The organism is Paraburkholderia sp. J7 (assembly GCF_905220155.1).
In the GTDB taxonomy this organism is placed as follows: Bacteria; Pseudomonadota; Gammaproteobacteria; order Burkholderiales; family Burkholderiaceae; genus Paraburkholderia.
This window is the reverse complement of record NZ_CAJMYZ010000002.1, coordinates 512427-534216: the sequence shown is the minus strand read 5'-3', so window position 1 is coordinate 534216 and position 21790 is coordinate 512427. Positions and strand designations below refer to the sequence as shown.

Annotated in this window: 18 protein-coding genes; 4 read left to right on the top strand and 14 right to left on the bottom strand. The window is 59.3% G+C overall.

Features of this window, described 5'->3' with window-relative positions:
• Positions 1–172: 172 nt before the first annotated feature.
• Positions 173–1387: a CoA transferase gene (locus U5A58_RS05435; RefSeq protein ID WP_321960607.1), complete on the bottom strand. Its 1215-nt coding sequence runs from the start codon at positions 1385–1387 to the stop codon at positions 173–175.
• A 334-nt stretch (positions 1388–1721) separates the two neighbouring features.
• Here U5A58_RS05435 and U5A58_RS05430 point away from each other — a divergent pair, with 334 nt between their 5' ends.
• From U5A58_RS05430 to U5A58_RS05420, 3 genes are read left to right on the top strand one after another with little or no spacing between them, the layout of a single operon-like run.
• The gene (locus U5A58_RS05430; protein ID WP_321960606.1) at positions 1722–2924 is read left to right on the top strand and encodes a 3-oxoadipyl-CoA thiolase; all 1203 of its coding nucleotides are present in this window, start codon (positions 1722–1724) and stop codon (positions 2922–2924) included.
• 2 nt (positions 2925–2926) lie between these two features.
• Positions 2927–4075 carry a catalase family peroxidase gene (locus U5A58_RS05425; protein WP_321960605.1) on the top strand — a complete coding sequence of 383 codons (1149 nt, stop codon included), beginning with the start codon at positions 2927–2929 and terminating at the stop codon, positions 4073–4075.
• On the top strand, positions 4072–4608 hold the full coding sequence (locus U5A58_RS05420; RefSeq protein WP_321960604.1) for a cytochrome b: 537 nt from the start codon (positions 4072–4074) through the stop codon (positions 4606–4608). Before U5A58_RS05425 ends, U5A58_RS05420 begins: the two co-directional genes overlap by 4 nt.
• Before the next feature lie 57 nt (positions 4609–4665).
• Here the strand turns inward: U5A58_RS05420 and U5A58_RS05415 are convergent, their stop codons facing one another.
• The 13 genes from U5A58_RS05415 to U5A58_RS05355 all read right to left on the bottom strand — a co-directional run bounded on the left by U5A58_RS05415 (position 4666) and on the right by U5A58_RS05355 (position 20613).
• On the bottom strand, positions 4666–5568 hold the full coding sequence (locus U5A58_RS05415; protein ID WP_321960603.1) for a transcriptional regulator GcvA: 903 nt from the start codon (positions 5566–5568) through the stop codon (positions 4666–4668).
• Positions 5569–5703: 135 nt separating this feature from the next.
• Positions 5704–6711: a LysR family transcriptional regulator gene (locus U5A58_RS05410; protein WP_321960602.1), complete on the bottom strand. Its 1008-nt coding sequence runs from the start codon at positions 6709–6711 to the stop codon at positions 5704–5706.
• A 156-nt stretch (positions 6712–6867) separates the two neighbouring features.
• Complete coding sequence (locus tag U5A58_RS05405) at positions 6868–7974, bottom strand: alkene reductase (protein WP_321960601.1); 1107 nt, start codon at positions 7972–7974, stop codon at positions 6868–6870.
• Between the two features lie 316 nt (positions 7975–8290).
• Complete coding sequence (locus U5A58_RS05400) at positions 8291–9268, bottom strand: LLM class flavin-dependent oxidoreductase (RefSeq protein ID WP_321960600.1); 978 nt, start codon at positions 9266–9268, stop codon at positions 8291–8293.
• A 17-nt stretch (positions 9269–9285) separates the two neighbouring features.
• Positions 9286–10383: an alkene reductase gene (locus U5A58_RS05395; protein WP_321960599.1), complete on the bottom strand. Its 1098-nt coding sequence runs from the start codon at positions 10381–10383 to the stop codon at positions 9286–9288.
• A gap of 48 nt (positions 10384–10431) precedes the next feature.
• Positions 10432–11493: an LLM class oxidoreductase gene (locus U5A58_RS05390; protein WP_321960598.1), complete on the bottom strand. Its 1062-nt coding sequence runs from the start codon at positions 11491–11493 to the stop codon at positions 10432–10434.
• 260 nt (positions 11494–11753) lie between these two features.
• Positions 11754–12995, bottom strand: a complete 1242-nt coding sequence (locus U5A58_RS05385; protein WP_321960597.1) for a sugar ABC transporter substrate-binding protein — start codon at positions 12993–12995, stop codon at positions 11754–11756.
• 138 nt (positions 12996–13133) lie between these two features.
• Positions 13134–14198 (bottom strand): ABC transporter permease, encoded by a 1065-nt coding sequence (locus U5A58_RS05380; RefSeq protein ID WP_321960596.1) that lies wholly within the window; start codon positions 14196–14198, stop codon positions 13134–13136.
• Entirely contained in the window at positions 14191–15177 is a 987-nt protein-coding gene (locus U5A58_RS05375; protein WP_321960595.1) for an ABC transporter permease, read from the bottom strand. The genes U5A58_RS05380 and U5A58_RS05375 overlap by 8 nt, the downstream gene beginning before the upstream one ends.
• Complete coding sequence (locus tag U5A58_RS05370) at positions 15174–16694, bottom strand: sugar ABC transporter ATP-binding protein (protein WP_321960594.1); 1521 nt, start codon at positions 16692–16694, stop codon at positions 15174–15176. The genes U5A58_RS05375 and U5A58_RS05370 overlap by 4 nt, the downstream gene beginning before the upstream one ends.
• Before the next feature lie 246 nt (positions 16695–16940).
• The gene (locus U5A58_RS05365) at positions 16941–18053 is read right to left on the bottom strand and encodes an alkene reductase (protein WP_321960593.1); all 1113 of its coding nucleotides are present in this window, start codon (positions 18051–18053) and stop codon (positions 16941–16943) included.
• Between the two features lie 104 nt (positions 18054–18157).
• Complete coding sequence (locus U5A58_RS05360) at positions 18158–19231, bottom strand: zinc-binding dehydrogenase (RefSeq protein WP_321960592.1); 1074 nt, start codon at positions 19229–19231, stop codon at positions 18158–18160.
• Between the two features lie 443 nt (positions 19232–19674).
• Complete coding sequence (locus tag U5A58_RS05355) at positions 19675–20613, bottom strand: LysR family transcriptional regulator (protein WP_321960591.1); 939 nt, start codon at positions 20611–20613, stop codon at positions 19675–19677.
• Positions 20614–20809: 196 nt separating this feature from the next.
• On the opposite strand from U5A58_RS05355, the gene U5A58_RS05350 reads away from it, so the two are divergent.
• Positions 20810–21787 carry an LLM class oxidoreductase gene (locus U5A58_RS05350; protein WP_321960590.1) on the top strand — a complete coding sequence of 326 codons (978 nt, stop codon included), beginning with the start codon at positions 20810–20812 and terminating at the stop codon, positions 21785–21787.
• The last annotated feature ends 3 nt before the right edge of the window (positions 21788–21790 follow it).

Here is a 21790-nt window from a genome sequence, read left to right as displayed (position 1 = left end):
TACACAGGGCGTTCGCAGGGTCCAGGAGAAAAAGCGATGCGAGACAACGCGTAGCCTCGCTCGCGGCGCTCAGACGAGCGCGAGCCCCGTCGTTTGTGCAAACGATGGGGCTCGTGACAATGCGAGGCGAAAAGATGTGCAAGCGTTTTGGCTTTGGCCTCGCGGCAAGCGTCTATGCGACGACCTGGCCGCTGATCAGCCGGGCAATCTCGGCCTCGTCGTAGCCAAGCGTTCGCAGCACAGCGCAGCTATGCTCGCCGAGTTCGGGCGCTCGGCGCGGCGGCACTTTCGTCACGCCAGCGATCTGCAGTGGGCTGCTTACGGTGTGAGTCGCGCCGTTACCCGGCTCCGCGAGCGGCACGAAGATATCGTTTGCGTACATCTGGGGGTCGTTGACCACTTCATCGGCGACTTGCACGACACCGTACACCACCCGATATTCGTCGAAGACCGCTTTCCAGTACGCCAGCGGATGCCGCGCAAACTCGACATCCAGGATGTTGACAAGATCGGTCGCATAATCCGCGCGCGACCTGCCATCGATGAAGCGCGGATCCGCAAGGAGTGACGGCAATTGCATTGCCTTTGCGAGTGCGAACCAGTCCTTGTCCTGAAGCAGGATGAGCAGCAGCCAGCGATCATCCGAAGTCCTGTACGGGTTGAGCAGCGCGTTTTGCGGCGCCTTGCGGCTCTGCGTGCCATAAAAGCGCGCACCGCCCAGTCCGCCCTCGATCCACATCGCTGATGCCCACGCGCCCTGGGCAATAAGCGACGTGCTCACGTGACTGCCTTTGCCTGTCTTCTCGCGTCGATACAAGCCGGTCACGATCGCGGAATAGAGCGTGCATGCCGTCGCGTGATCGCCAATTCCAGGAATCGGCACCGTAGGCGGACTGTTGCCGTCGCGAGTCACGTCCATCAGCCCCGAGCGCGCCCAGTAGGCGGTCACGTCGAATCCCGGCCTGTTCGCCTCCGGTCCCTTCGCGCCATAACCCGTAATGTCCGCGTAAACGAGGCGCTCGTTGACTTCCGCTAGTGCCTCGTATGTGAGGCCGAGTTTCTCCTTCACGCTCGGCGGGAAATTGACGACAACGACATCGGCCCACTTCACAAGGCGGACCAGGACGTCTTTCGCATCAGGAGACTTGAGGTCCAGCACAAGGCTCTGCTTGTTGCGGTTGGTGAGTTGCCAGGGATAGTTGTAGTCACTAACCGGGTTGGGCGGCGCCTTGTAAAAGTGTCGATAAGGGTCCCCGGTGCCCGGCGGCTCGACCTTGACGACTGTCGCACCGAAATCGGAAAGGATGGTCGTTGCAGCCGGACCCGCGACGTAGCTCGCGAAGTCCACTACGTTCAGCGTTGAGAAGAGGCTTTCGATGGCTTCCATTGATGGTACGAAACGAAATCGATGAGGGACCGGATAGACGCTGTGCCCATCCGGATGGCCTGCATCGTTCGCCGGGCCGATCTCCGAGCGATAACGGCCCCGCTGGGCGCGGCCCGCCGCAGCCTTGCCAAGGCAGCCCTGAGGCCACGATACAGAAGAAGCGATACTATCGACCGATCAATTATACGTCAAGTTCATTACATATAATAAAGACAGACTCTCGCATTCAGGCTAGAATTTCCGGATAATTGATGGCGCCATCGCTTAATTAATATCATGTTCATGCTTAAATGCACTGAATCCGTTCACGCAGGATCCCTATCAGGAATCGACCATGCTTGATGCTTATCTCTATGCCGGCCTGCGCACACCCTTTGGCCGGGTGGCAGGCGCCCTCGCTCCCGTTCGCCCCGACGACCTGGTCGCGGCGGTGATTCGTCGCGTCATCGAAGACAGCCCCTTTGCGCCGCACCAGATCGAGGAGGTGGTGCTCGGTTGCGCATGCCAGGCCGGAGAGGACAGCCGCAATCTGGCACGCCACGCGGCACTGTTGGCCGGCTTGCCGCCAACCACGCCCGGCCAGACCGTCAACCGCCTCTGCTCGAGCGGCTTGGCCGCCGTGCTCGACACAGCGAGGGCGATTACAGCCGGAGAGGGTGAACTGTATGTCACGGGAGGCGTCGAGAGCATGAGTCGCGCGCCATTCGTCGTTGCGAAAAGCGAGGCCGCATTTGGCCGCGAATTCAAGGTCTACGATTCGGCGATTGGTGCGCGCTTTCCGAACCCGCTGATCGAACGCGAGTTCGGCAACGATACGATGCCGCAAACCGCCGACAACGTAGCAAGCGATCTCGGCCTCACTCGCGAGGACAGCGACCGGTTTGCGGCTGAGTCGCAGGCAAAATTCGCGGCGGCGCAGGCTTCGGGCTTTCTAGCCGGCGAGATTCTCCCTGTCTCTGTACCAACCGGAAAAAAGAGTCCGCCGAAAGTCGTCACGCTCGATGAACACCCGCGCGCGGATACCACGGTTGCCACGCTCGCCGCGTTGCGCCCGTTGCAAGCCGGCGGAGTGACAACAGCCGGCAATGCCTCTGGCGTCAATGACGGTGCCGTCGCGCTATTGGTCGGCAACCGTTCAGTCGGGGAAGCTGCTGGAGCCAAACCGATGGCACGCATCCTCGCGGGCGCCGCGGTTGGCGTCGAGCCACGCGTGATGGGCGTCGGACCCGCGTATGCCATTCCCAAGGCCTTGCAGCGCGCTGGCTTGACCCTTGCGGACATGGACGTCATCGAGGTTAACGAGGCGTTCGCGGCTCAAGTGCTCGGCTGCCTGAAACTCCTGAACGTGGGGTTCGACGATCTGCGCGTCAATCCGAATGGGGGCGCGATTGCAGTGGGTCATCCATTGGGCGCGTCGGGCGCGAGAATCCTCCTCAATGCCGCGCGCGAACTGGAACGCCGCGAAGGCCGATATGCTGTCGTGAGTCTTTGCATTGGCGTGGGTCAGGGACTGGCCGTCGTCATCGAGCGGGTCTGACGATGCGCCGCAAATCGCGCACGACGCACCACCTTGACAAACAGATCGACCGGCGGTCCGCCACCCCAATTCGCACGAATCGAAAGCGCCTGGCACAACTCATCATACCTGCCCTCGCCATTGCAGCGATCGGCACCACCGTCACTGCCGCGTGGGGGTGGTCCGCGGGATGGATCGGTACACGCGTCACGGCAACACGGTTTGTTGACGTCATGGAGCAGACCAACGGCAAAGTCTATACAGGCTTCCGTCGCGCGCACAGCAAAGGGATCTGCGTAACCGGCCGATTCCAGCCCGCTGCCGGCGCCGCGTCCCTCTCAAAAGCGCGTGTATTCCACCAGGCGAATGTGCCGGTACTCGGCCGCCTTTCGATCGCGGGCGCGGATCCCCATGCGCCCGATGCAACGCAACGCGTGCGAAGCATGGCGCTTCTCTTGCGCACCGACGACGGGCAGCAGTGGCGAACCGCGATGAACAGCTTTCCGTTCTTCCCCGTCTCGACCCCGCAAGGGTTCTACGATCAACGTCTAGCGACGGCACCCGACCCTGCGACTGGCAAACCGGACCCGGAAAAATTGCATGTCTTTTTCGCAGCGCACCCGGAGGCCCGCAACTACGACGCATGGGCAACGACGGCACCTTGGCCGAACAGTTGGGCCAATACACAATTCAACGGCGTCGATGCCTTTCGGTTTGTCAACGATATCGGTGCACGCACCAACGTGCGCTGGGCGATGCGTCCACAGGAGCCTTTCGTCGCCATGTCTGCCCAACAGCGCGCAGGCGCGGATAACGAATACCTAAGTGAGGACTTCGAACGCCGCGTTGCCCTGGGACCGGTTCGCTGGGATCTCGTGGTCACGATAGCCGCTCCCGGCGATCCTATCGACGACCCCTCTCGCCCCTGGCCGGCAGGACGAGTTCAGATCGTTGCCGGAACGCTGGAGCTGGACAAGATGACGCCACAGGCAACGGGTCCCTGCCGCGACGTCAATTTCGATCCACTCGTGCTACCGAATGGCATCGAACCGTCCGATGATCCGGTTCTGGCTGCGAGATCAACCGTCTACGCCCAGTCATACAATCGCCGTGAACGCGAGATTGCTCGCGGCCAGGCAACTGACGCAACCGGTCAGGAAGTCCCAAGATGACCAGTACAACTCACTTCAACCGTCTTGCGCGGCTACTCCATTGGCTCATGGCGGCATTGATCGTCGCGATGCTCTTCATTGGCGTGGCGATGGTCGCCTCGCTTTCGCTGCGGCCATCGCTGCTCGACTTACATCGCCCGCTTGGCATCGCCATTGGTCTGCTTGCGCTCATGCGCGCGGCGAATCGCCTGACGCGCGGCACACCATCATTGCCGCCAGATCTGCCGCGCTGGCAGGTCGCGGCGGCGCATGCCTCGCACATCCTGCTGTACGCGCTGATGTTCTCCTTGCCGCTAATCGGATGGGCCATGCTCTCGGCTGGCAACGTTCCGGTGAAGCTCTACGGAAATGTGTATCTCCCGCCTATGGTGTCGGCTGGACCTGTCGCGTATGCGCGATTGCACCTCGCCCATGTGTGGCTAGCGTTCCTGTTGTTCGCCGTCGTTGTAGCGCACCTGTGCGCCGCCCTGCATCATGCCTGGATTCGCCGCGATGGGGTATTCGCCTCGATGACACGAGGCTCCGCACACTGACTCTGGCCCCAGCGCCGCTAACCAGGCGGCGCCGGGCGCAATCGGTCAGCATGCGCGCTATTCGTACAACCTCCGGAACTCGGTCGCCTCTTCCTTCAACCATTCACGCAGCGCGCGCACCCTGTCCGTCTCCAGCAACGCATGCGGGCACGCGAACCAGTATGCCCACGGGCTCGGCGCGTCAATATCGAACAGGCGCACAAGCCGCCGGTTCGCGATTTCGTGCATCGCGAGCGAACGGCGTACGAGCGCGACCCCCTGTGCGTCGATCGCGGCCTGTATGAGTTGGGACGCGTCCTGATACAGCACGCCACGCCGCGGCTCGGTAACGTTTTTCAGACCGGCTGCCTTGAACCACGTTCGCCACATGTCATGATCACTTCGCAACAAGGTAGTGCGGACAAGGTCAGCCGGGGTCTTCGGCAGCAATCCGCCGTTGAACGTGGGTGCGCACACGGGAAAGAATGCGTCGTCGAGCAACAACTCGACAAACAGATCCGGATAGTCACCATCTCCGAAACGCAAGACGACATCGACATCATCGCGATTGAAATTGGTGATCGTATTGGTGGACTGCAATTCGACATCGATCCCGGGATACCGCTCGATGAAACGCCCGATACGGGGTGTGATCCAGCGCGCCGCGAATGATGGCAACAGGCTGATGACGAGCCGCCGGTCGCGGTCGCCAGCGCGCATCGATTCTGTCGCGGCGGCGATGTCGAAGAGCGCGGTGCGAATCTGGTCTGCGTAGCGCCGTCCGCTCTCCGTGAGCGTGACACGCTTGCCCTCGCGCCTGAACAGCGCCATCCCAAGGTCTGTTTCCAGCGAACGGATCTGGTGGCTCACTGCGCTGTGCGTGACAAAAAGTTCTTCTGCGGCGCGCGAGAAACTGCCGAGGCGTGAGGCAGCTTCGAACGCCTTCAGGGCGCCAAGGTTCGGCAGTTTTCGCAGGTCCATCGCAGGCTTCTGATACGTGTTCCGGCGATCCGGATCACAGCGTTGTTCATCAAATCATTCTCACAATATCTCAATCTGCCCTTGTTGGGTACTCGTGAAAAATTGAGCGTGCAGCCGCGTTGTACACAAGCCGACTCAGTCTAGCGTCGCAAGTGCGAGGTCACCCGGTGCTTCCACCAACGGCGCCTTGTCACCAGACCCAGACGGAGTGCGAAGACGCTCGGAGAACGGATTGGCCCTTGAGGCGAGCGATGAATCTTCGAACAATGCAGTCACCCAGGAAATAAACACCCGAAGCTTGGGCGCAAGCTTGTCGCGATGTGGGTAGACGAGCGAAACAGGCTTTTTGGGAACGGGATTTTGCGGCAGGATCTCGATCAACTCGCCAGTACTCAAGGCCTTCTCGACAGAGAATATTGCCGGCTGAACGATGCCAAACCCCGCTTTGGCGAGCGCAACGAAAGTATCCGTATCGTTGACCTGTACGCTGCTCTTCATACGCACGCTCACGGGTCCCCCCTCACTCACGAAGTCAAATATCGGTGGGCGAGAATCCTTGCCTGATGTGTAGTGAACGGCTCGATGAGTCTCGAGATCCTCGAGCGACCTGGGCGTCCCTTCTCGATTCAAATATGCGGGTGAAGCAACCGTCACTCGCCGAAAGACGCCGACCTGCTTCGCCACCATCGTGGAATCGCTCAACTGCCCCACGCGTATGGCACAGTCCACACCCTCTTCGACCAGATCAACGATGCGGTCACTCACCCCGATAGCCAGTTCGATATCTGGATAGCACTCACGAAATTTGTGCAGATTCGGCACAATCAGGCATTTGGCGATCGACGTTTGAACCTCGATCCTTAGCGTACCTCGCGGAGAAGCGATCCCGTGCTTGTACATCGACTCGCTCTCTTCGACCGCATTGAGAATATCTTTCGCGCTTTCGTAGTAGTGACGCCCCTCTTCGGTCAGATGAAGCCGCCGTGTGGTTCGATTGATCAGCCGCACACCAAGGTCGTCTTCAAGCTCCTGGATGGCGCGAGTCACCACAGATCGCGTGACATGCAGTGTGTCAGCCGCCTTTGTGAAACTGTTCGCATCCGCGACACGAACGAATATCTGCATCGTTTGAAGTTTGTCCATGGTCTGCCCATGATTGATGCTCGCGTGGACCCATGCTGACGTTCATTTTGTCGAACACAATGCCGCCGGGTCCACCCGTAATCACAGAACGGCACGCTAACGAAAGCCGTGCCGTCGTTCTTGTTCCAGCCGCCGCAACTTGATACTCAGCGAAACTTACGCAGCCTCGGCCGAGTAGACCGGGAAGTCCGTATAACCCTTTTCGGAGCCGCCATACCACTCAGCGGGTGTCGGCATGGAAACGGGAAGTCGCTTTTCGAGCCGATGCACGAGGTCGGGATTGGCGATAAAGGCCCGGCCAAACGCCACCAGATCCGCGTGCCCTTCCCCAACCAGCTTCTCCGCCTTCTCGCCGTCGATGCCCCCATTCACAATCAGCGACCCCGTATATGCAGGGCGGACGATTTCAAGCAACTCAGGGAGGTCTGGACGATCAAACCAGCCGTTGGTATCGGCCACGTGCAGATAGCCCACACCCAACTCCTCCAGCATCGCCGCGACGTACCGGTATGTTTCGACCGGGTTCGGGTCGCGAACGTTGTTGTAGTCCGCGAACGGCGAAATACGCACGCCAATGCGCCCGAGCGGCATGACTTCAGCAACTTGCTCGATGATTTCACGCAAGAAGCGCGTCCGGTTTTCGAGCGAACCGCCATACTCGTCGGTGCGCTGATTGGTCGTCGGAGAGAGGAACTGATGAATCAGATAGCCATTTGCGGCATGAACTTCGAGGCCGTCAAACCCTGCCGCCAGCGCGTTCTCCGCCCCCTTGCGATACTCCATCACCGCCTCGCGTACCTCTTCAGTCGTCAGGGCACGCGAAGGCGTCGCATGAAGCTTGGTGTAAGCACCATTGCGCAATTGACCCCAAACGTGCAGCGTGTGCAAATCGTCGTTGACTCCCGACGGAGAAACCGGCGCCTCGCCATTCAGCAACGCAAACGAGCTCGCGCGCCCGGTATGCCAGAGCTGCGCCACGATACGGCCACCGGCTGCGTGGACGTCCGATACGACTTTACGCCAACCGGCGGTTTGTGCCTCGCTATAGAGGCCCGGTGAACGTTCAAACGACTGCGACCGGCGTGTGATGTTGATCGCTTCGGAGATGATGAGGCCTGCGCTTGCACGCTGCACGTAATATCGTGACATCAAGTCCGTCGGCACATCGTTCTCGCCCGCGCGCGAGCGCGTCAACGGAGCCATCACGATACGGTTCGGCAGCTTCAGGTCACCGAGGTTGAATGAATCAAAAAGTGTAGGCATTTTCTCACCCTTAAAATGAATTGAATGGAGGCAACTTTGCGCGATATGTCGTTTTCGTCGTTAGACTCCATTTATTGATCACTTGATCATTTTTAAGTGGAGCGTTTCCATCCGACGGAATCGGACCGGGAACTATAAATCCGACTCCCAGACCCGGTAAGACGCAAATCCTTTAAATGTTTTTTCCCGCTTTGCGAACAATCGCAGACATAGCTAACGTGGGGCTAGTCTGACGATTTTTCGACGCACGATAAACAGGTCTTCGGGGGCGACACTCGGTCCGTTGAAGACCCAATCATCCATGCTGTCGTGCCCCCTAAAGATCTGCGACGGACTCCGCAGCATACTGATGTGAACGGATCCGCAATGCCGGGTCGTAGATGCGGCTGTCGATCATCAACTCGTCCGCGCCAGTTTGCGCAACAACGTCGCGAATCCATGCTCCGACTTTTGCCTTGTCCCCAGCGACGGTGCACGCCATAACGTGGTCCAGAACTTCGCGCTCCTGTTGTGACAGGCCATCGACAAAACCTTCCGATGGTTTCGGCAACAGGCCTGTGCGCCCCACGTGCAGGTCTAGCATCCACTGCCGATGGGAACTGGCGAGGTACTCGGCTTCTTCGTTCGTGTCGGCAGCGAACACGTTCACGCCCACCATCACATAAGGAGAACCCAGGTATTTCGACGGACGAAAGTGCTTGCGATAGTGCGCGATAGCCTGGTGTAGATAGCGTGGCGCAAAATGCGAAGCGAATGCATAAGGCAAGCCCATCGTAGCGGCAAGCTCTGCGCCGAACAGGCTTGAACCGAGAATCCAGACTGGCACCTCGTGCCGCCCGGGGATAGCACGCACACGCTGGTTGCCGTTGTCGGCCAGATAATCCATGACCTCCACAACATCCTGACCAAACGAGCGTTCCGGCGCGCCGCGCCGAAGTGCTTGAACCGTTGGGCCTCCGCTGCCAGGCGCCCGCCCCACACCCAGGTCGATGCGTCCAGGGTACAGGCTATCAAGCGTACCAAATTGCTCGGCGACCACGAGCGGTGAGTGATTGGGCAGCATGATGCCACCGGAACCAACCCGGATGGATGAGGTGACCGAGGCGATTTCGCTGATGATCAGGGAAGTTGCGGCCGAGCCAATGCCGGGCATGTCGTGGTGCTCGGCCACCCAATAGCGCCGGAACCCGTAGTTCTCGACGTGCCGTGCCAACTGACGTGATTCGTCAACGGCGTCGGCAAAGCTCTTTCCCTGCCCAATCATGACCAGGTCTAAAACGGATAACGAAACCATTAGCAATCCTCTTGAAATTATGCCGCTTTCTTTGCGCCAGCGAATGCGTACGCCGGATAGTCGGTATAGCCTTGCGTTCCGCCACCGTAGAAAGCCTCTCGCCCCGCTTCGGCCAGTGGCCAGCCGTTGCGCAGACGCTCTACCAAGTCTGGATTCGCAATAAACGGACGACCGAAGACGCCCAGGTCAATACGACCGGCGTCGAGTGCCTGTTGAGCGGTTTCGGCGGTGAAGCCGCCGGCCACCATCAGCGTCCCCCGGTAAGCGGCTCGGAACGCCTGCTCGAACTCCGGCGTACCCAAATGGCTCGCATGCACGTAAGCGAGCCCGCGACGCGATAACGCCTCAGCCAACGCCAGCCACGTTGCTTCCTCATCGTCAAATGCATGCAGGTCGTACAAATGAGCAAAGGGCGACACACGCACGCCAACACGCGTGCGGCCGATTTCCCAGGAGACGGCGTCAACCGTTTCCAGCAACAGGCGCAAGCGATTGGCGATAGTCGCGCCGCCATACTCGTCCACGCGGGTATTCAGCCGCCCATTGATGAACTGTTCAAAGATGTAGCCGTTGCCGGCGTGGATCTCGACACCATCGAAGCCCGCCGCAACCGCGTTGCGAGCTGCGCGCCGAAAGTCCTCGACGATTTGCGAAATGCCGGCAATGTCCAGGGCAACCGGTGCGCTGACTGGAACCTGACCTGGTTGCCCATTAGCGTTGTATGCCTGAACGAAAGTATCGGCCGCTGGCACGGCGACCGGCGACACCGGCGACTGCCCTTCCTCCAGCAGGGAGATGTGCGAGACCCTGCCCACGTGCCATAGTTGGGCAAAAATGCGGCCGCCAGCACGATGCACCGCATCCGTGGTGCGCTTCCAGCCGGCGATGTGCTCCAGCGAGTGAATACCCGGGGTGCACAGATAGCCGCGCCCCTGGCGTGAGACTTGCGCGCTCTCGGCAATGATCAGCCCGGCGCCCGCCCGCTGAGCGTAGTACGTGGCCATGTGCTCTGAGGCAACGGTATCGTGCGCACGTGCGCGCGTCATGGGCGCCATCACGATGCGGTTCGGCAGTTGCAGGCCGGCCAGATCGTAGGGATCAAAAAGAGAAGACATGGATTTCTCCTTGTAAGGTCGCTGGCTTACGCCCGCGTCCGCACGCCATTAACTGTGTGACGGAAAGTACGGCAGCACGTATTCCGCCAGTTCGTCCAGAATTTCGTCGTAAGGCTGCTGGCTAACCTTGGGGTTCAGCGCGACATGCGAAACGCCAGCCGAGCGCGCTTGCTCCAGGTAGTCTCGCAGCCCGTTGCGTCCTGCGCGGAATCCACCCGGAATGCGCTGGAACGGAACGTCCGGGTCTTCACGCAAATCGAGGAAGCCTCCCAGCCCCAACGGCTTGTACACATTCGCACCAACTGCGGCCCGCACCTGGTCGCGCCACTCGTTGCCGAGCACCTCCAAACGCTCCGGATTCGGTGCCCCAGCGAGAAAGCCATCCAGGTTGTGCGCAAGCCATTCGATGGTCTGTTGTGCCTGCCCCACGGCGATCGCCGGCACGCGCCCAAACGGTGCCTTGGGTACGAGGTCGAGCGTGCCCTCCGAGCTGCCAAAACGCGAGGAGCGAAAATGCGGGAAGCTCTCTTCGGCCAGAGTCCGAAAAATCGACCATGCATCGCGATAGCGCTCGCCCCGGCTCTCGTAGTCGATGCCGAGCATCGGGTAGTCACTTTTCCGGTCGCCTGAAGACAGGCCCAGCACCACTCTGCCGCCGCTGAGCTGGTCCAGCGACGTCGCTTGCTTGGCCAGGTACATTGGCTCACGAGTCGGCAGCACGATACCGGTGGTCCCCAGGGTAATGCGCCGGGTTGCCGCAGCGAGCCAGGCGATATAGACCATCGGCTCGAAAATCTGGGCAACGTCGCCGTAGGTCGGGTCATAGAAAGGCACGTCGCGCATCCACAGCGCGCCAAAACCGAGTTCCTCTGCCCGCTGTGCCATCTGGACGTGCCCCTCCATCGTGGGAGCCGCGCGTCCCCGATGGGTCTCTAGTGGCAGGATCAGCCCGATGGTGAGCTCACCTGGCTGGAAGAGACGTTGAAAGCCAGGGTGGTGGCGCAGCGCGGGATGCGGAATCGGCAGTTCGACTTGCCGTTCGCGCGGCAAGGCTGCAAGCGATATGTCGGCAGGCTGAGCCTGCGACGGGTAGGAAGCAGAAACGGCCATGATTTACCAGTCCGGGTTGTTTAGCGTTGGGTATAGTTTGATTGATTCCCGAAACGCGATAAACCATCGGAGACGACCGTCACTGGGTCTTGCGGGGACCCAATCTGCTTGTGGTACACGATACGCGTGTGCAGGCGCGCGCCGGGCGCCGCACTGCCACAACTGTCTGCCTGCGGGGCGAGCCCGGACCGAAAGCCGAAGCTTGCCGCCTTCCGGTTGGGGGCACGCCCCAACCGGAAGCCTAATGAACTGCTGATTGACTATTTGATGGGCGCCGAGACCTTGGTCACTTTGTATGTGTCAGCAGCTTGCGTGCATTTCTGGCAGTTGATGCCCGGCTCGTTTGGAGCCGCGACAACCGCGTCCGCAGGTAAGGGCTGAATGGTTTGACCGGGAGTGGGCTCCCCGCTCACTGCCGAGCGAAGCGACAGTTCGGGCAGCAAGCGAGGGTTGAAGACCTCGGTCACAAACGAATCAGGCACTTTTCCGGCGGGAAAGGCGTTGCATCCGTTTTCGGGCTTGTCGCCGGTGCACACCTTCACCATATTGCCCGGCACCCACGGAAGCGGATATTCGATGTTGTGCGCCTCGAGCTTCCTCTTCCCTTGCAATACCTCCATCATCAACTTGAATGCAAACGCCGCCGTCGCGGGAGGAGAACCAGAAGAGACGCCTTGCAATCCTTTTGCCCGCATATCGGGGTTTGCGAGGGCGAGACGGAATCCATTCGAGTTTTCGCCCGTCACGGGAACGAGCTTCTTTCCGCTCGCCAGCAATGCCTTGATGGCACCGTCTTCGCCGGCTTCTGACCAGATTCCGTCAACATCAGGATGAGCCGCGAGCGCTTTGGCGGTCTCCTGCTGTTCGGTACGGTCGTCCCAGTAACCCGAATAGTCGGCGACAATATGAATGCCCGGGTATTTCTGAAATACACTCATCGCGCCGTCCACATGACGTTTGTCGACAGAGTTACCCGGCACACCGCGAATGACGAAGATATTGCCCTTGCCGTGTAGCAGGTTGACGAGTTGCTGAGCGGTGTTCTCCCCGAAGCCCGACGTGATATAGCTCACGTTATACGCGCACGGTTCTGTCACCGTCGCGTCATACATGAAGAACAACGTGCCCTTCTCGCAGCCACGCTTGACGACACGGTTCAACGCCGTTGGCGAAACAGGAAAGCTGATCACCCCGTCGGCATTCGCTGCAATCATGCTTTCGTAGGCAGAAATTTGAGCCTGCACATCCGTACCGGAAATGACCTCCCGAAGCTCGACGAGCTTGTCATACGGAGGCGTTTTCGCCAGCGCCTTCACGACGTTAGCCGCTTCCGACTGCCATGCATTGCCGCTATAGCTCAGGCTGAGATAAATCAGATACTTGTCCTTGTTTGGCTTAGCCTGAGCATTTGCATCGCTAATGCCGTAATGCGCCATGAAGGCTGTGACACCAGCTAGTGTCGCAGCACTCAACCACCGTTTGACCGATTTGAAGCGTCCCATCTCACGTCTCCTTGGCAGAATGTACTCTTTGATCACCGGTGGCACATCGCTTGGCCACCATCCTTCTCTTTGCTGTCTCTAACGTTCGCCGTGGCTCCAATCTGAGTGGTAGGCGGGCAAACTCATCGACACCTTTTGTTATTGGTTTGACTCCTTGCGCTCCCTCGTCAACGAGCGCACCCAGTCGAGGGTGCCTTCGTGCTGCAACAGAATCGCGGCCAGGATCAGCCCGCCGGAAATCATCGTTCGCCAACCCTGTGCAATTCCGAGCGAGGTAATCACCATGTCGAAGATTGTGAGCAGGATGGCGCCGCCGATTGTTCCTACGAACGTTCCTCGTCCACCCAGAATCGACGACCCGCCGATCACTACGGCAGCGATCGAGGGCAGCAGCAAGGAATCACCCATGCGCAGCGTTGCGCCATTGGAATACCCGACCAACATCATCCCGGCGAACCCGGCGAGTGCCGCGGACAATGCGTACGTGACCACAGTGATCAACTTGATCCGGATTCCGGCGATCAACGCAGCTACTGGATTGCTGCCCACTGCGTACAGACGCTGTCCGAACGATGTGCGTGTCTGAGTGAAGGCGGCGATCACGCAGAATGCGACGACGAAGATCGTGACAAGCGGGATTCCTGCGACGCGTCCCGTTATGAGCGTCACCAGTGACGCGGGTGCCGCGCCGTCCGGCGTTCCTCCGGTAGCCCCCAGGCACAGGCTATAGATGATGATTCCGGATGCCAGCGTCATAATGAACGCGGGGATTCGAAGGATCGTGATACCTAACCCGTTCATGGCGCCCACAGCTGCGCACACGGCCAGGACCGACGGGATCTGCCACCAGGCGCCGCCTGGTGCCAGCGTGCTCATCCATGCTGTGGTCAGTACCCCACCGAGCGTGACTACCGAAGGAATCGACAGATCGAGTCCACCGATAAGCACGGTCAGGCCCTGACCGAATGAAACAACGATGAGAAACGACGCAAGCGTCAAAATCGTCTGGAGCTGGTGGAGGCTGCCAAATTCCGGATTGATTAGCCGTGAGAGAAAAAGCGCCGCCGCGCAAACAACAAATACCCCGATGGCACTGACCGTTTCGCGCTGCACTCTCACAACACCGCGCTTATCCTCACCGCGTACCAGCGCTGCATGTGCTCCAATCGATTGGGAATCTGGGCTGGCATTTGAATTAAGCATGGCCGTAGCTCCTGCGTGCAACGTACGTGATGAGATTGACAAAGATGACCGCGGCGATCATGACGAAACCCTGGAACAGCCCGATGTAGAACGACTGGACACCTGACGAAAACAGTACTTTCTGAAGCAACATCAGCGTGGCAGCGCCGATCATGCTGCCGTACAGACCACCTTGGCCACCTGAGAATGCCGTGCCGCCGAGTGCGACGGATGCGAACACAAGCAGCATGAGCGTCGAGCCAGCGTTTGGATCTCCCGACGCGGTCTGCGCGGAGAGCATAAAAGCCGCCAATCCATAAAGTGCGCCAGCAAGGACGAACGCAATGCACTTCGTCCGCTTGACATTGATCCCGGAGAGCGCTGCAGCCGTCTGATCCTTTCCGACCGCGTAGAGTGCGACGCCAGTATTGGTTCGACGAAACACGCACCAGAGCAGCGCTACTGCCACTGCGACAAGACCTGAGACAGGCACGACGCCCCAGAGGGTGTTGGTAAACGTGTCACTGATCCAGTCAGAGACGCCTCCACCTGGCGCGTCCAGAACAACGAGCGCGAGACCGCGAGTGAGAATCATCACTGCAAGCGTGACGGCAATCGACTGCAAGCCACCGTAGGCAACCAGTATTCCGTTACATAGCCCCACCGACGCCCCGATACCAACAGCGATCAGCAAACTGACCACGGCGCCACCGGCTCCGCCTAGCGGGTGCGTCGCGAGCACGACATTCACAAGTGACAGGACGCCGGCGACCGAAAGATCGAATCCACCAAGAAGAATGACAAATGTCGCTCCAGCCGCGGCAATCGCGAGCGGGATGGTGTTGTTGACCAGATCGCTAAACGCCGATACAGAAAGTGCACCGGCCTCCATCCGTGAATAGGCGGCGTAGAGGATGAGGTATAGAATCACGACGGTCGTGACGCCGTTGGTCATCAGAGCGCGTGGAAAAGCGAATCTTGCTGAAGTGGTCGTGCTCATGCTGCGCTCCTGACTTGACTGCCCTCAAAGTGACCGGTCGCCGCCGCAACGATGCGACGCTCTTCGAGTTCGCTACCCTCTAATTGGGCAACAATTCGACCGTCGTATACGACCAGACAACGGTCGCATAACTGAACAATTTCCGAGAGCTCTGACGAATACAGCAGAACGGCACCGCCAGATGCTGCGTAGCTCTGGATCGCCTCGTAAATCGCCTGTTTCGTTCCGACATCGACCCCTCGGGTTGGGTCAAAGAGAAGCAATGTCTTCGCTCCCGTGCTGAGAACGCGTGCGAGCAGCGCTTTCTGCTGGTTGCCGCCAGAGAGTTCGCCTATCTGGAAGTTAAAGTAGCGGTCCGCAAGATCGACTCGCTTTGCGACTTCCCGCATTAGTCTCTGGCCGCGTGAACGGCGTACGACACCAAGACTCGATACCTTGCTCATGGCGCCCAGCGTCACGTTTCTCTGCACGGAGAGAGAGGGGAAAATGCCCTGCGTTTTCCGTTCCTCCGGTAGCAGCGACACTTCAATTCCGGCCTTCAGAGCATGAGCTGGCGATCGCATTTCCACCGGCTTGCCCTCGACACGGACATTGCCCGACTTAATTGATGTGAGGCCAAAGAGCGCGTGAAACAGGTCGCCCTGGCCCTGGCCATCCAGCCCAGCGACGCCAACGATCCCGCCGACCGGTACGCTGAACGATGCCCCCTTGACGTCTCCAGCGTGGAGGTCGGTCACCTGAAGACGCGGTTGATCACCCTCCTTGGACGTAGAGGCCTTGCGCGAGAAGGAGGCCAGGCTGGTGCCAACCATCATCTCGAAGATCGCCGCATCGTCTGTCTTGTCGAGTTCGGCCGTCGCAATGCTGCGCCCGCTTCTCAGCACAGTGCCGTGAGCGCAGAGTTCTCGAATTTCGTTGAGCCGATGGGAAATGTACAGAACCGCTGTGCCGCGCGCAGTTTCGGCACGGATAAGAGCAAACAGCCAGTCAGTCGAGGACAATACGGCCGTAGGCTCGTCGAGAATCAGCAATTTGGGACGCTTGCTCATCGCCCGGACAATTTCCAGCCGCTGACGGTCAGCCAAAGTGAGTGTCGACACGTGTGCACGGGGGTCCAGCTCGAGCCCGTATTGTGCGAGCGTCGCTGCGGCCAACTCCTCGTTATCACGTTTCGAGACTAATCGGAGAGCGCTCTTCTTCAATTCGGGAAGCGCCAGATTCTCCGCAACCGTGAGGTTCGTTAGCAGGCTCAATTCCTGGAATGCTGTGGATACACCTTGCTCACGCGCCTCGAGAATCGAACGCGGAGTGTATTCGGCCCCACCCAACACCGCAGAGCCGGCGTCAGGTTGCACAACGCCGCTCAGGATCTTCACTAGCGTGGACTTGCCCGCCCCGTTTTCGCCGAGCAGCGCATGCACCTCGCCAGGCACGATTTCAAAGCTAACGCCCCCCAATGCAATGGTCGGCCCATATGATTTCTGTAGACCGGTCACTTTGAGCGTAGGAACCATCATTGCAGCCTCCATCACTGTCGTCTCCATCGATGCGAGGCGGGTTTGCCTCAAGTGCCTGACAACTTGCGCCGCTCACAAATAAATAGGATTCCGAATCAAATAGGCGACCAGATCCACTGAAGATATCCACACGCCGTTCGCCTACTGGAAAGCTTGCCTACCTTTGTGCCCGATTAAAGAGCCCAACCGAAGCAGCGCTATGTGTTCTGCATTACATTTCCCCGCCGACACGCGGGCAACTCCGGCCTAGGCTGCTTGCGCGGCGGAATATTCGGGGAAGTCGATATATCCCTTATCCGAGCCACCCCACCAGTCTTCCGGCACCGTAATCGGCATCGCTAGTGGCAATCCCTCTTTGAGGCGCCGAACGAGATCGGGATTGGAGATAAACGCGCGACCAAATGCGACGAGATCAGCCTGCCCTTCCTCGACCAGTCGCTGCGCCTTTTCTCCATCGATCCCACCGTTGACGATGATGGTTCCCTTGTACGCTGGCCGCACGATATTCAACAGTTCCGGAAGATCGGGGCGATCGAACCAGCCGTTGGTGTCTGCAACGTGTACATACCCAACGCCCAACTCCTGAAGCATCCCGGAAACATAACGGTACGTTTCTACCGGATTCGGATCGCGCACATTGTTGTAATCCGCAAACGGAGAAATTCGCACACCGATCCTGCCAAGGGGATAGACGTCCTTGATCTGCTCGACGATTTCGCGGAGGAATCGGGCTCGGGACTGCACTGACCCACCGTACTCATCCGTACGCTGGTTCGTTGTTGCCGAAAGAAATTGGTGAATGAGATACCCATTCGCCGCATGAATCTCCACACCGTCGAACCCCGCCGCGCGAGCGTTTTCAGCGCCCCGGCGGTATTCGAGCACCGTTTCGCGAACCTCTTGCGTCGTGAATGCTCGGGACGGCGTAGCCAGGATGCGCGTATAGGAGCCGTTCTCCAAACGTGCCCACACATGCAGCATGTGAAGATCGTCGTTGATGCCGGACGGAGAAACCGGTGCTTCTCCATTGAGCAAAGCAAATGAACTTGCGCGACCGGTGTGCCACAATTGGGCCACAATTTTGCCTCCTGCCTCGTGGACCCTGGACACGACTTTTCTCCACCCCTCGGTCTGCTCGGCGGTATAGAGTCCTGGCGACGACTGAAAGGACAGAGAGCGCATTGTGATATTGATGGCCTCGGAAATAATCAGGCCGGCACTTGCGCGTTGCGCATAGTAGCGCGACATCGAGTCAGTCGGCACATCGGCGTCACCGGCACGGGCTCGGGTCAGTGGTGCCATCACTACGCGATTGGACAAACGCAGATCGCCGAAGTCGAAAGAGCTAAACAGCTTCATGGGAGGGTACTCCTTTAGAGGCACGGCCAGACATGGGCATCTCTGATCGGCTTTGCGCGACGCCCCCGCTCGACAGACCGCGTCGAGCGGGCTGTGATTGAGTCTCAGGGCTTCAGCGCGAGTTTCACCACACCGTCACGTTGATGGCCGAACAGATCGTAGGCAGCAACCACGTCGTCGAGCCGGTACGTGTGCGTCACAAGATGATCGAGCTTGATGCGCTTGCTCGCAGTGACATTCAGAAGACGGCGCATCCGCTCCTTCCCGCCAGGGCAAGTGGATGTGACGATTCGCTTGTTGGCCAAGCCCGCACCGAACCCGTCCAGAGGAATCGGAATGCTCTTCGAGTAGATCCCGACGCTTGAAATCGTGCCACCGGGCCGGGTGACATTCACGCACGTGCCGATTGTCTCGTCCCGCCCGAGGCACTCAAGCGCAACATCGGCACCGACACCTTGGGTGAGCTTTAAGACCTCTTCCACGACGTCGCACTTCGTGGGGTTCAGGACCACGTCGGCACCCATCGTCTTTGCCTTTTCGAGTCGATCTTGCACTGGATCGACTGCAATAATGAGCCCGGCACCCAGCAACTTTGCACCGGCGGTTGCGCAAAGCCCGATCGGACCTTGTGCCACAACCACGACAACGTCGCCAATCTTTACCCCACCCGATTCAGCGGCGGAGAAGCCAGTGCTGACAATGTCAGGGATGAGCAGCACGTCTTCATCGGTCAAACTGTCCGGGATGAGTGTCAGGTTTGCTTGCGCATCAGGTACGACAAAGTATTCCGCCTGGCAGCCATCGAGGTAGTTGCCGATTTTCCACCCACCGGCAATTTTCCAGCCTGTCGATGACTTGCTGCCGCATTGCGAGTGGAACCCCATCAGGCAGGACGAACACACTCCGCACGGAGTGACTGCGGCACAGAGCACACGCTGGCCTTCCTCGTAGCCTTTGACCTGCGACCCTAGCTTCTCGATGATGCCGATAGGTTCGTGGCCAAGCGTAAGACCCTGTTCTACGGGGTATTCGCCTTTGAGGATGTGGATGTCGGTACCGCAGATGGTCGTCGTCGTGATTCGGATCAACGCGTCGGTCGGTCCGATGTCGGGGATATCCTTTTCCTCGAGTGCGATGCGACCGGGCTCCACGAAAACTGTAGCTTTCATCTTAGCCATTTGACTCCTCCTGTTTTCACATGATGCTGCGCTCTACGTTGCGTAAATCAGGCGACCAATAGTGCGCAGGTAGACAAGAATGGATACGCCTGAATCTTATTTATCTTCCGATCAGTGATCGGTTGATCAATTATAGGCGAGACCCTGTGGCACAGACATCGTTGATGCGTCGGTGTTTACCCTCTCGATTCGCTAAGTGGTTGGCGGCGCGTTCCTGCAGGTGGCGTCGCAGATCCGATTCGGCCCTCTATCCATGCCGGATGGCTACCGATCGATCGTTCGAAAGCCGGTGGAGCACCCGGCTCGTGGTTCGCAATGTACGACTAGTAAGTCGCAAGCGCGATATGACCTGACTCAATTCAATGGGTCCGCTTCGCGGTGTTGAGCAAGTGCGGTCTCGCTTTCTAGCGTTCCCATATTCGAATGGTTACTGAACGATTGGGTCAAGCGCCGCTAAATTGGACGCCAGGTGAGGATTCCCAAGGTACGCCTGGCTCCCAGCGCTCCACCAGCAGATCGATGAACGCCCGGATACGTGGTGAGAGATGACGCTTGCTCGGATAGAGCACCCGAATCGGGTCAGGCTGGGGGCGAAATGCCTCCAATACCTGGACCAACGCACCGCTGTCCAGGTCATTGCCAAGGATGTAAGTCGGCAGATGCACGAGTCCAAAGCCTGCTAGCGCTGCTGCGCGCAGCGCCTCGGAACTGTCGATATTCAAACGTCCAGGTCCCTCGAAAAGATAAAGGCCATTCGGCGTCAAGAAACGCCACGGGTTCGGCCTTTCGCCGCTGAGAAATGCGATCGTGTCGTGCGCCGCCAGATCTTGCGGCGTTTGCGGAACCCCACGCCGCTCGATGTAGTCCGGCGAAGCACAGGTCACAAATTGCTGCCAGCCTACGGTACGCGTGAGGATCTGGGAGTCGTCCTTGGGCGTGCCGATGCGCACCGCAATATCGAAGCCCTCTTCAACCAGATCAACGAATCGATCGGTAAACCAGATGTCCGCCCGAAGTTCGGGCCACTGCTTCATGTACGCGTCGAGCACCGGCAGGATGTGGCGCTGACCAAACGATAGCGGTGCCGTCAGCTTGAGCGTACCAGTCGGCTTGCCACGGCGCAAAGCCATGGTCGCATCCACTTCGTCCAGATCCTCCAGGACCTGACGCCAACGCTCGTACACCACCATCCCTTCGTCGGTCAGGCTCAACTTGCGTGTCGTTCGATTGAGCAGGCGAACGCCCATTCGGGTTTCGAGCCGAACGATACTCTTGCCGACTGCAGAACGGGTCAGTCCGAGTGACGCGGCCGCGGAGGTGAAGCTGCCACTCTTCACCGCTGCCACGAAGGCGGTGATGTCACCGAATCGATTGGGCTCCATGGTACTCGGTCATGTGCGGCCCGCTCAGGGCACTGGGGTTGCGTGAGAAGGGACTCCAAATCCCTAATCTTCCATTTATTCTCTCACCGTGTCCAGATTGGAACAGGTTCAGATCTATCTCCCCGTTCTTCAACTGGGCCTCACGCGAACGCCAAAACAAGGGGTAGACGCGTCCCGCCCAACAGGAGTCCGCAGTATGAGTCATCTCCCCATCGGCCCACTCCCGTCGGAGTTGCAGACACACCCCGGATACCGGCGGGTGTTCAAGCCCGGCCAGTTGACGTTCGGCTTCATCATGCCCCTGGAAGGCTACCCGTCATCGGCATTTCCCACACTCGATGACCACCAGCGCCTGGCCACGCTGGCCGATGAAGCGGGCTTCTCCGCGCTGTGGATGCGTGATGTGCCCTTCTACGACCCAAACTTTGGCGACACCGGGCAGATGCTCGACCCGATGGTGTATTTGGGCTTTCTGGCTGCACATACCCGCCGGATCGCACTCGGCACTGCTGGAATCGTCCTGACGCTACGCGACCCGCTCATTGTGGCAAAACAGGCGGTCTCCGTGGATCAACTTGTCCAAGGCCGCCTGTTGCTGGGCATGTCGACCGGAGATCGTGCCGTGGAATATCCGGCGTTCGGCCTCGACTACGACAACCGGGGTGAGCGTTTCCGGGAGGCGTTCGAATTGATCAAGACGGTTACGGAGCAGCCATTTCCGCGTATGAGCACCACGCACTATGGCACCTTGCGCGGCGACATTGACCTGATCCCCAAGCCCGCCCATACGCGCATACCCATGCTCGTAATCGGCCGTGCGCGTCAGGACTTCGCCTGGATGGCCAGGCACAGTGACGGCTGGATTTGGCACCTGAGCGACTTCAGGCAGATTCCAGACCTCCTTGACGCATGGCATACGAGTCATGAAGGCAACTGGCTGAGACCCTATGGTTACGGCGCCTTCTTCGACCTGGCCGATAACCCGAACGCACCATTGCAGTATGTCGGCAACGGCTTGCGCGCCGGTCGCAAGGCACTCATTGCGCTGTTGCATCACCAACAGGCGCAAGGCGTTAGCCACGTCGCCTTCAACCTCAAGGCGCTGCGACGCCCGGCGGCAGACGCCCTGGCGGAATTGGCCGAATTTGTCTTGCCGCAATTTATCGCTGAATAGTGG

Excerpts from the sequence above, each read along its gene's own strand:
- U5A58_RS05435 (WP_321960607.1), bottom strand. The coding sequence starts at position 1,387 with ATGGAAGCCATCGAAAGCCTCTTCTCAACGCTGAACGTAGTGGACTTC.
- U5A58_RS05430 (WP_321960606.1), top strand. The coding sequence starts at position 1,722 with ATGCTTGATGCTTATCTCTATGCCGGCCTGCGCACACCCTTTGGCCGG.
- U5A58_RS05425 (WP_321960605.1), top strand. The coding sequence starts at position 2,927 with ATGCGCCGCAAATCGCGCACGACGCACCACCTTGACAAACAGATCGAC.
- U5A58_RS05420 (WP_321960604.1), top strand. The coding sequence starts at position 4,072 with ATGACCAGTACAACTCACTTCAACCGTCTTGCGCGGCTACTCCATTGG.
- U5A58_RS05415 (WP_321960603.1), bottom strand. The coding sequence starts at position 5,568 with ATGGACCTGCGAAAACTGCCGAACCTTGGCGCCCTGAAGGCGTTCGAA.
- U5A58_RS05410 (WP_321960602.1), bottom strand. The coding sequence starts at position 6,711 with ATGGACAAACTTCAAACGATGCAGATATTCGTTCGTGTCGCGGATGCG.
- U5A58_RS05405 (WP_321960601.1), bottom strand. The coding sequence starts at position 7,974 with ATGCCTACACTTTTTGATTCATTCAACCTCGGTGACCTGAAGCTGCCG.
- U5A58_RS05400 (WP_321960600.1), bottom strand. The coding sequence starts at position 9,268 with ATGGTTTCGTTATCCGTTTTAGACCTGGTCATGATTGGGCAGGGAAAG.
- U5A58_RS05395 (WP_321960599.1), bottom strand. The coding sequence starts at position 10,383 with ATGTCTTCTCTTTTTGATCCCTACGATCTGGCCGGCCTGCAACTGCCG.
- U5A58_RS05390 (WP_321960598.1), bottom strand. The coding sequence starts at position 11,493 with ATGGCCGTTTCTGCTTCCTACCCGTCGCAGGCTCAGCCTGCCGACATA.
- U5A58_RS05385 (WP_321960597.1), bottom strand. The coding sequence starts at position 12,995 with ATGGGACGCTTCAAATCGGTCAAACGGTGGTTGAGTGCTGCGACACTA.
- U5A58_RS05380 (WP_321960596.1), bottom strand. The coding sequence starts at position 14,198 with ATGCTTAATTCAAATGCCAGCCCAGATTCCCAATCGATTGGAGCACAT.
- U5A58_RS05375 (WP_321960595.1), bottom strand. The coding sequence starts at position 15,177 with ATGAGCACGACCACTTCAGCAAGATTCGCTTTTCCACGCGCTCTGATG.
- U5A58_RS05370 (WP_321960594.1), bottom strand. The coding sequence starts at position 16,694 with ATGATGGTTCCTACGCTCAAAGTGACCGGTCTACAGAAATCATATGGG.
- U5A58_RS05365 (WP_321960593.1), bottom strand. The coding sequence starts at position 18,053 with ATGAAGCTGTTTAGCTCTTTCGACTTCGGCGATCTGCGTTTGTCCAAT.
- U5A58_RS05360 (WP_321960592.1), bottom strand. The coding sequence starts at position 19,231 with ATGGCTAAGATGAAAGCTACAGTTTTCGTGGAGCCCGGTCGCATCGCA.
- U5A58_RS05355 (WP_321960591.1), bottom strand. The coding sequence starts at position 20,613 with ATGGAGCCCAATCGATTCGGTGACATCACCGCCTTCGTGGCAGCGGTG.
- U5A58_RS05350 (WP_321960590.1), top strand. The coding sequence starts at position 20,810 with ATGAGTCATCTCCCCATCGGCCCACTCCCGTCGGAGTTGCAGACACAC.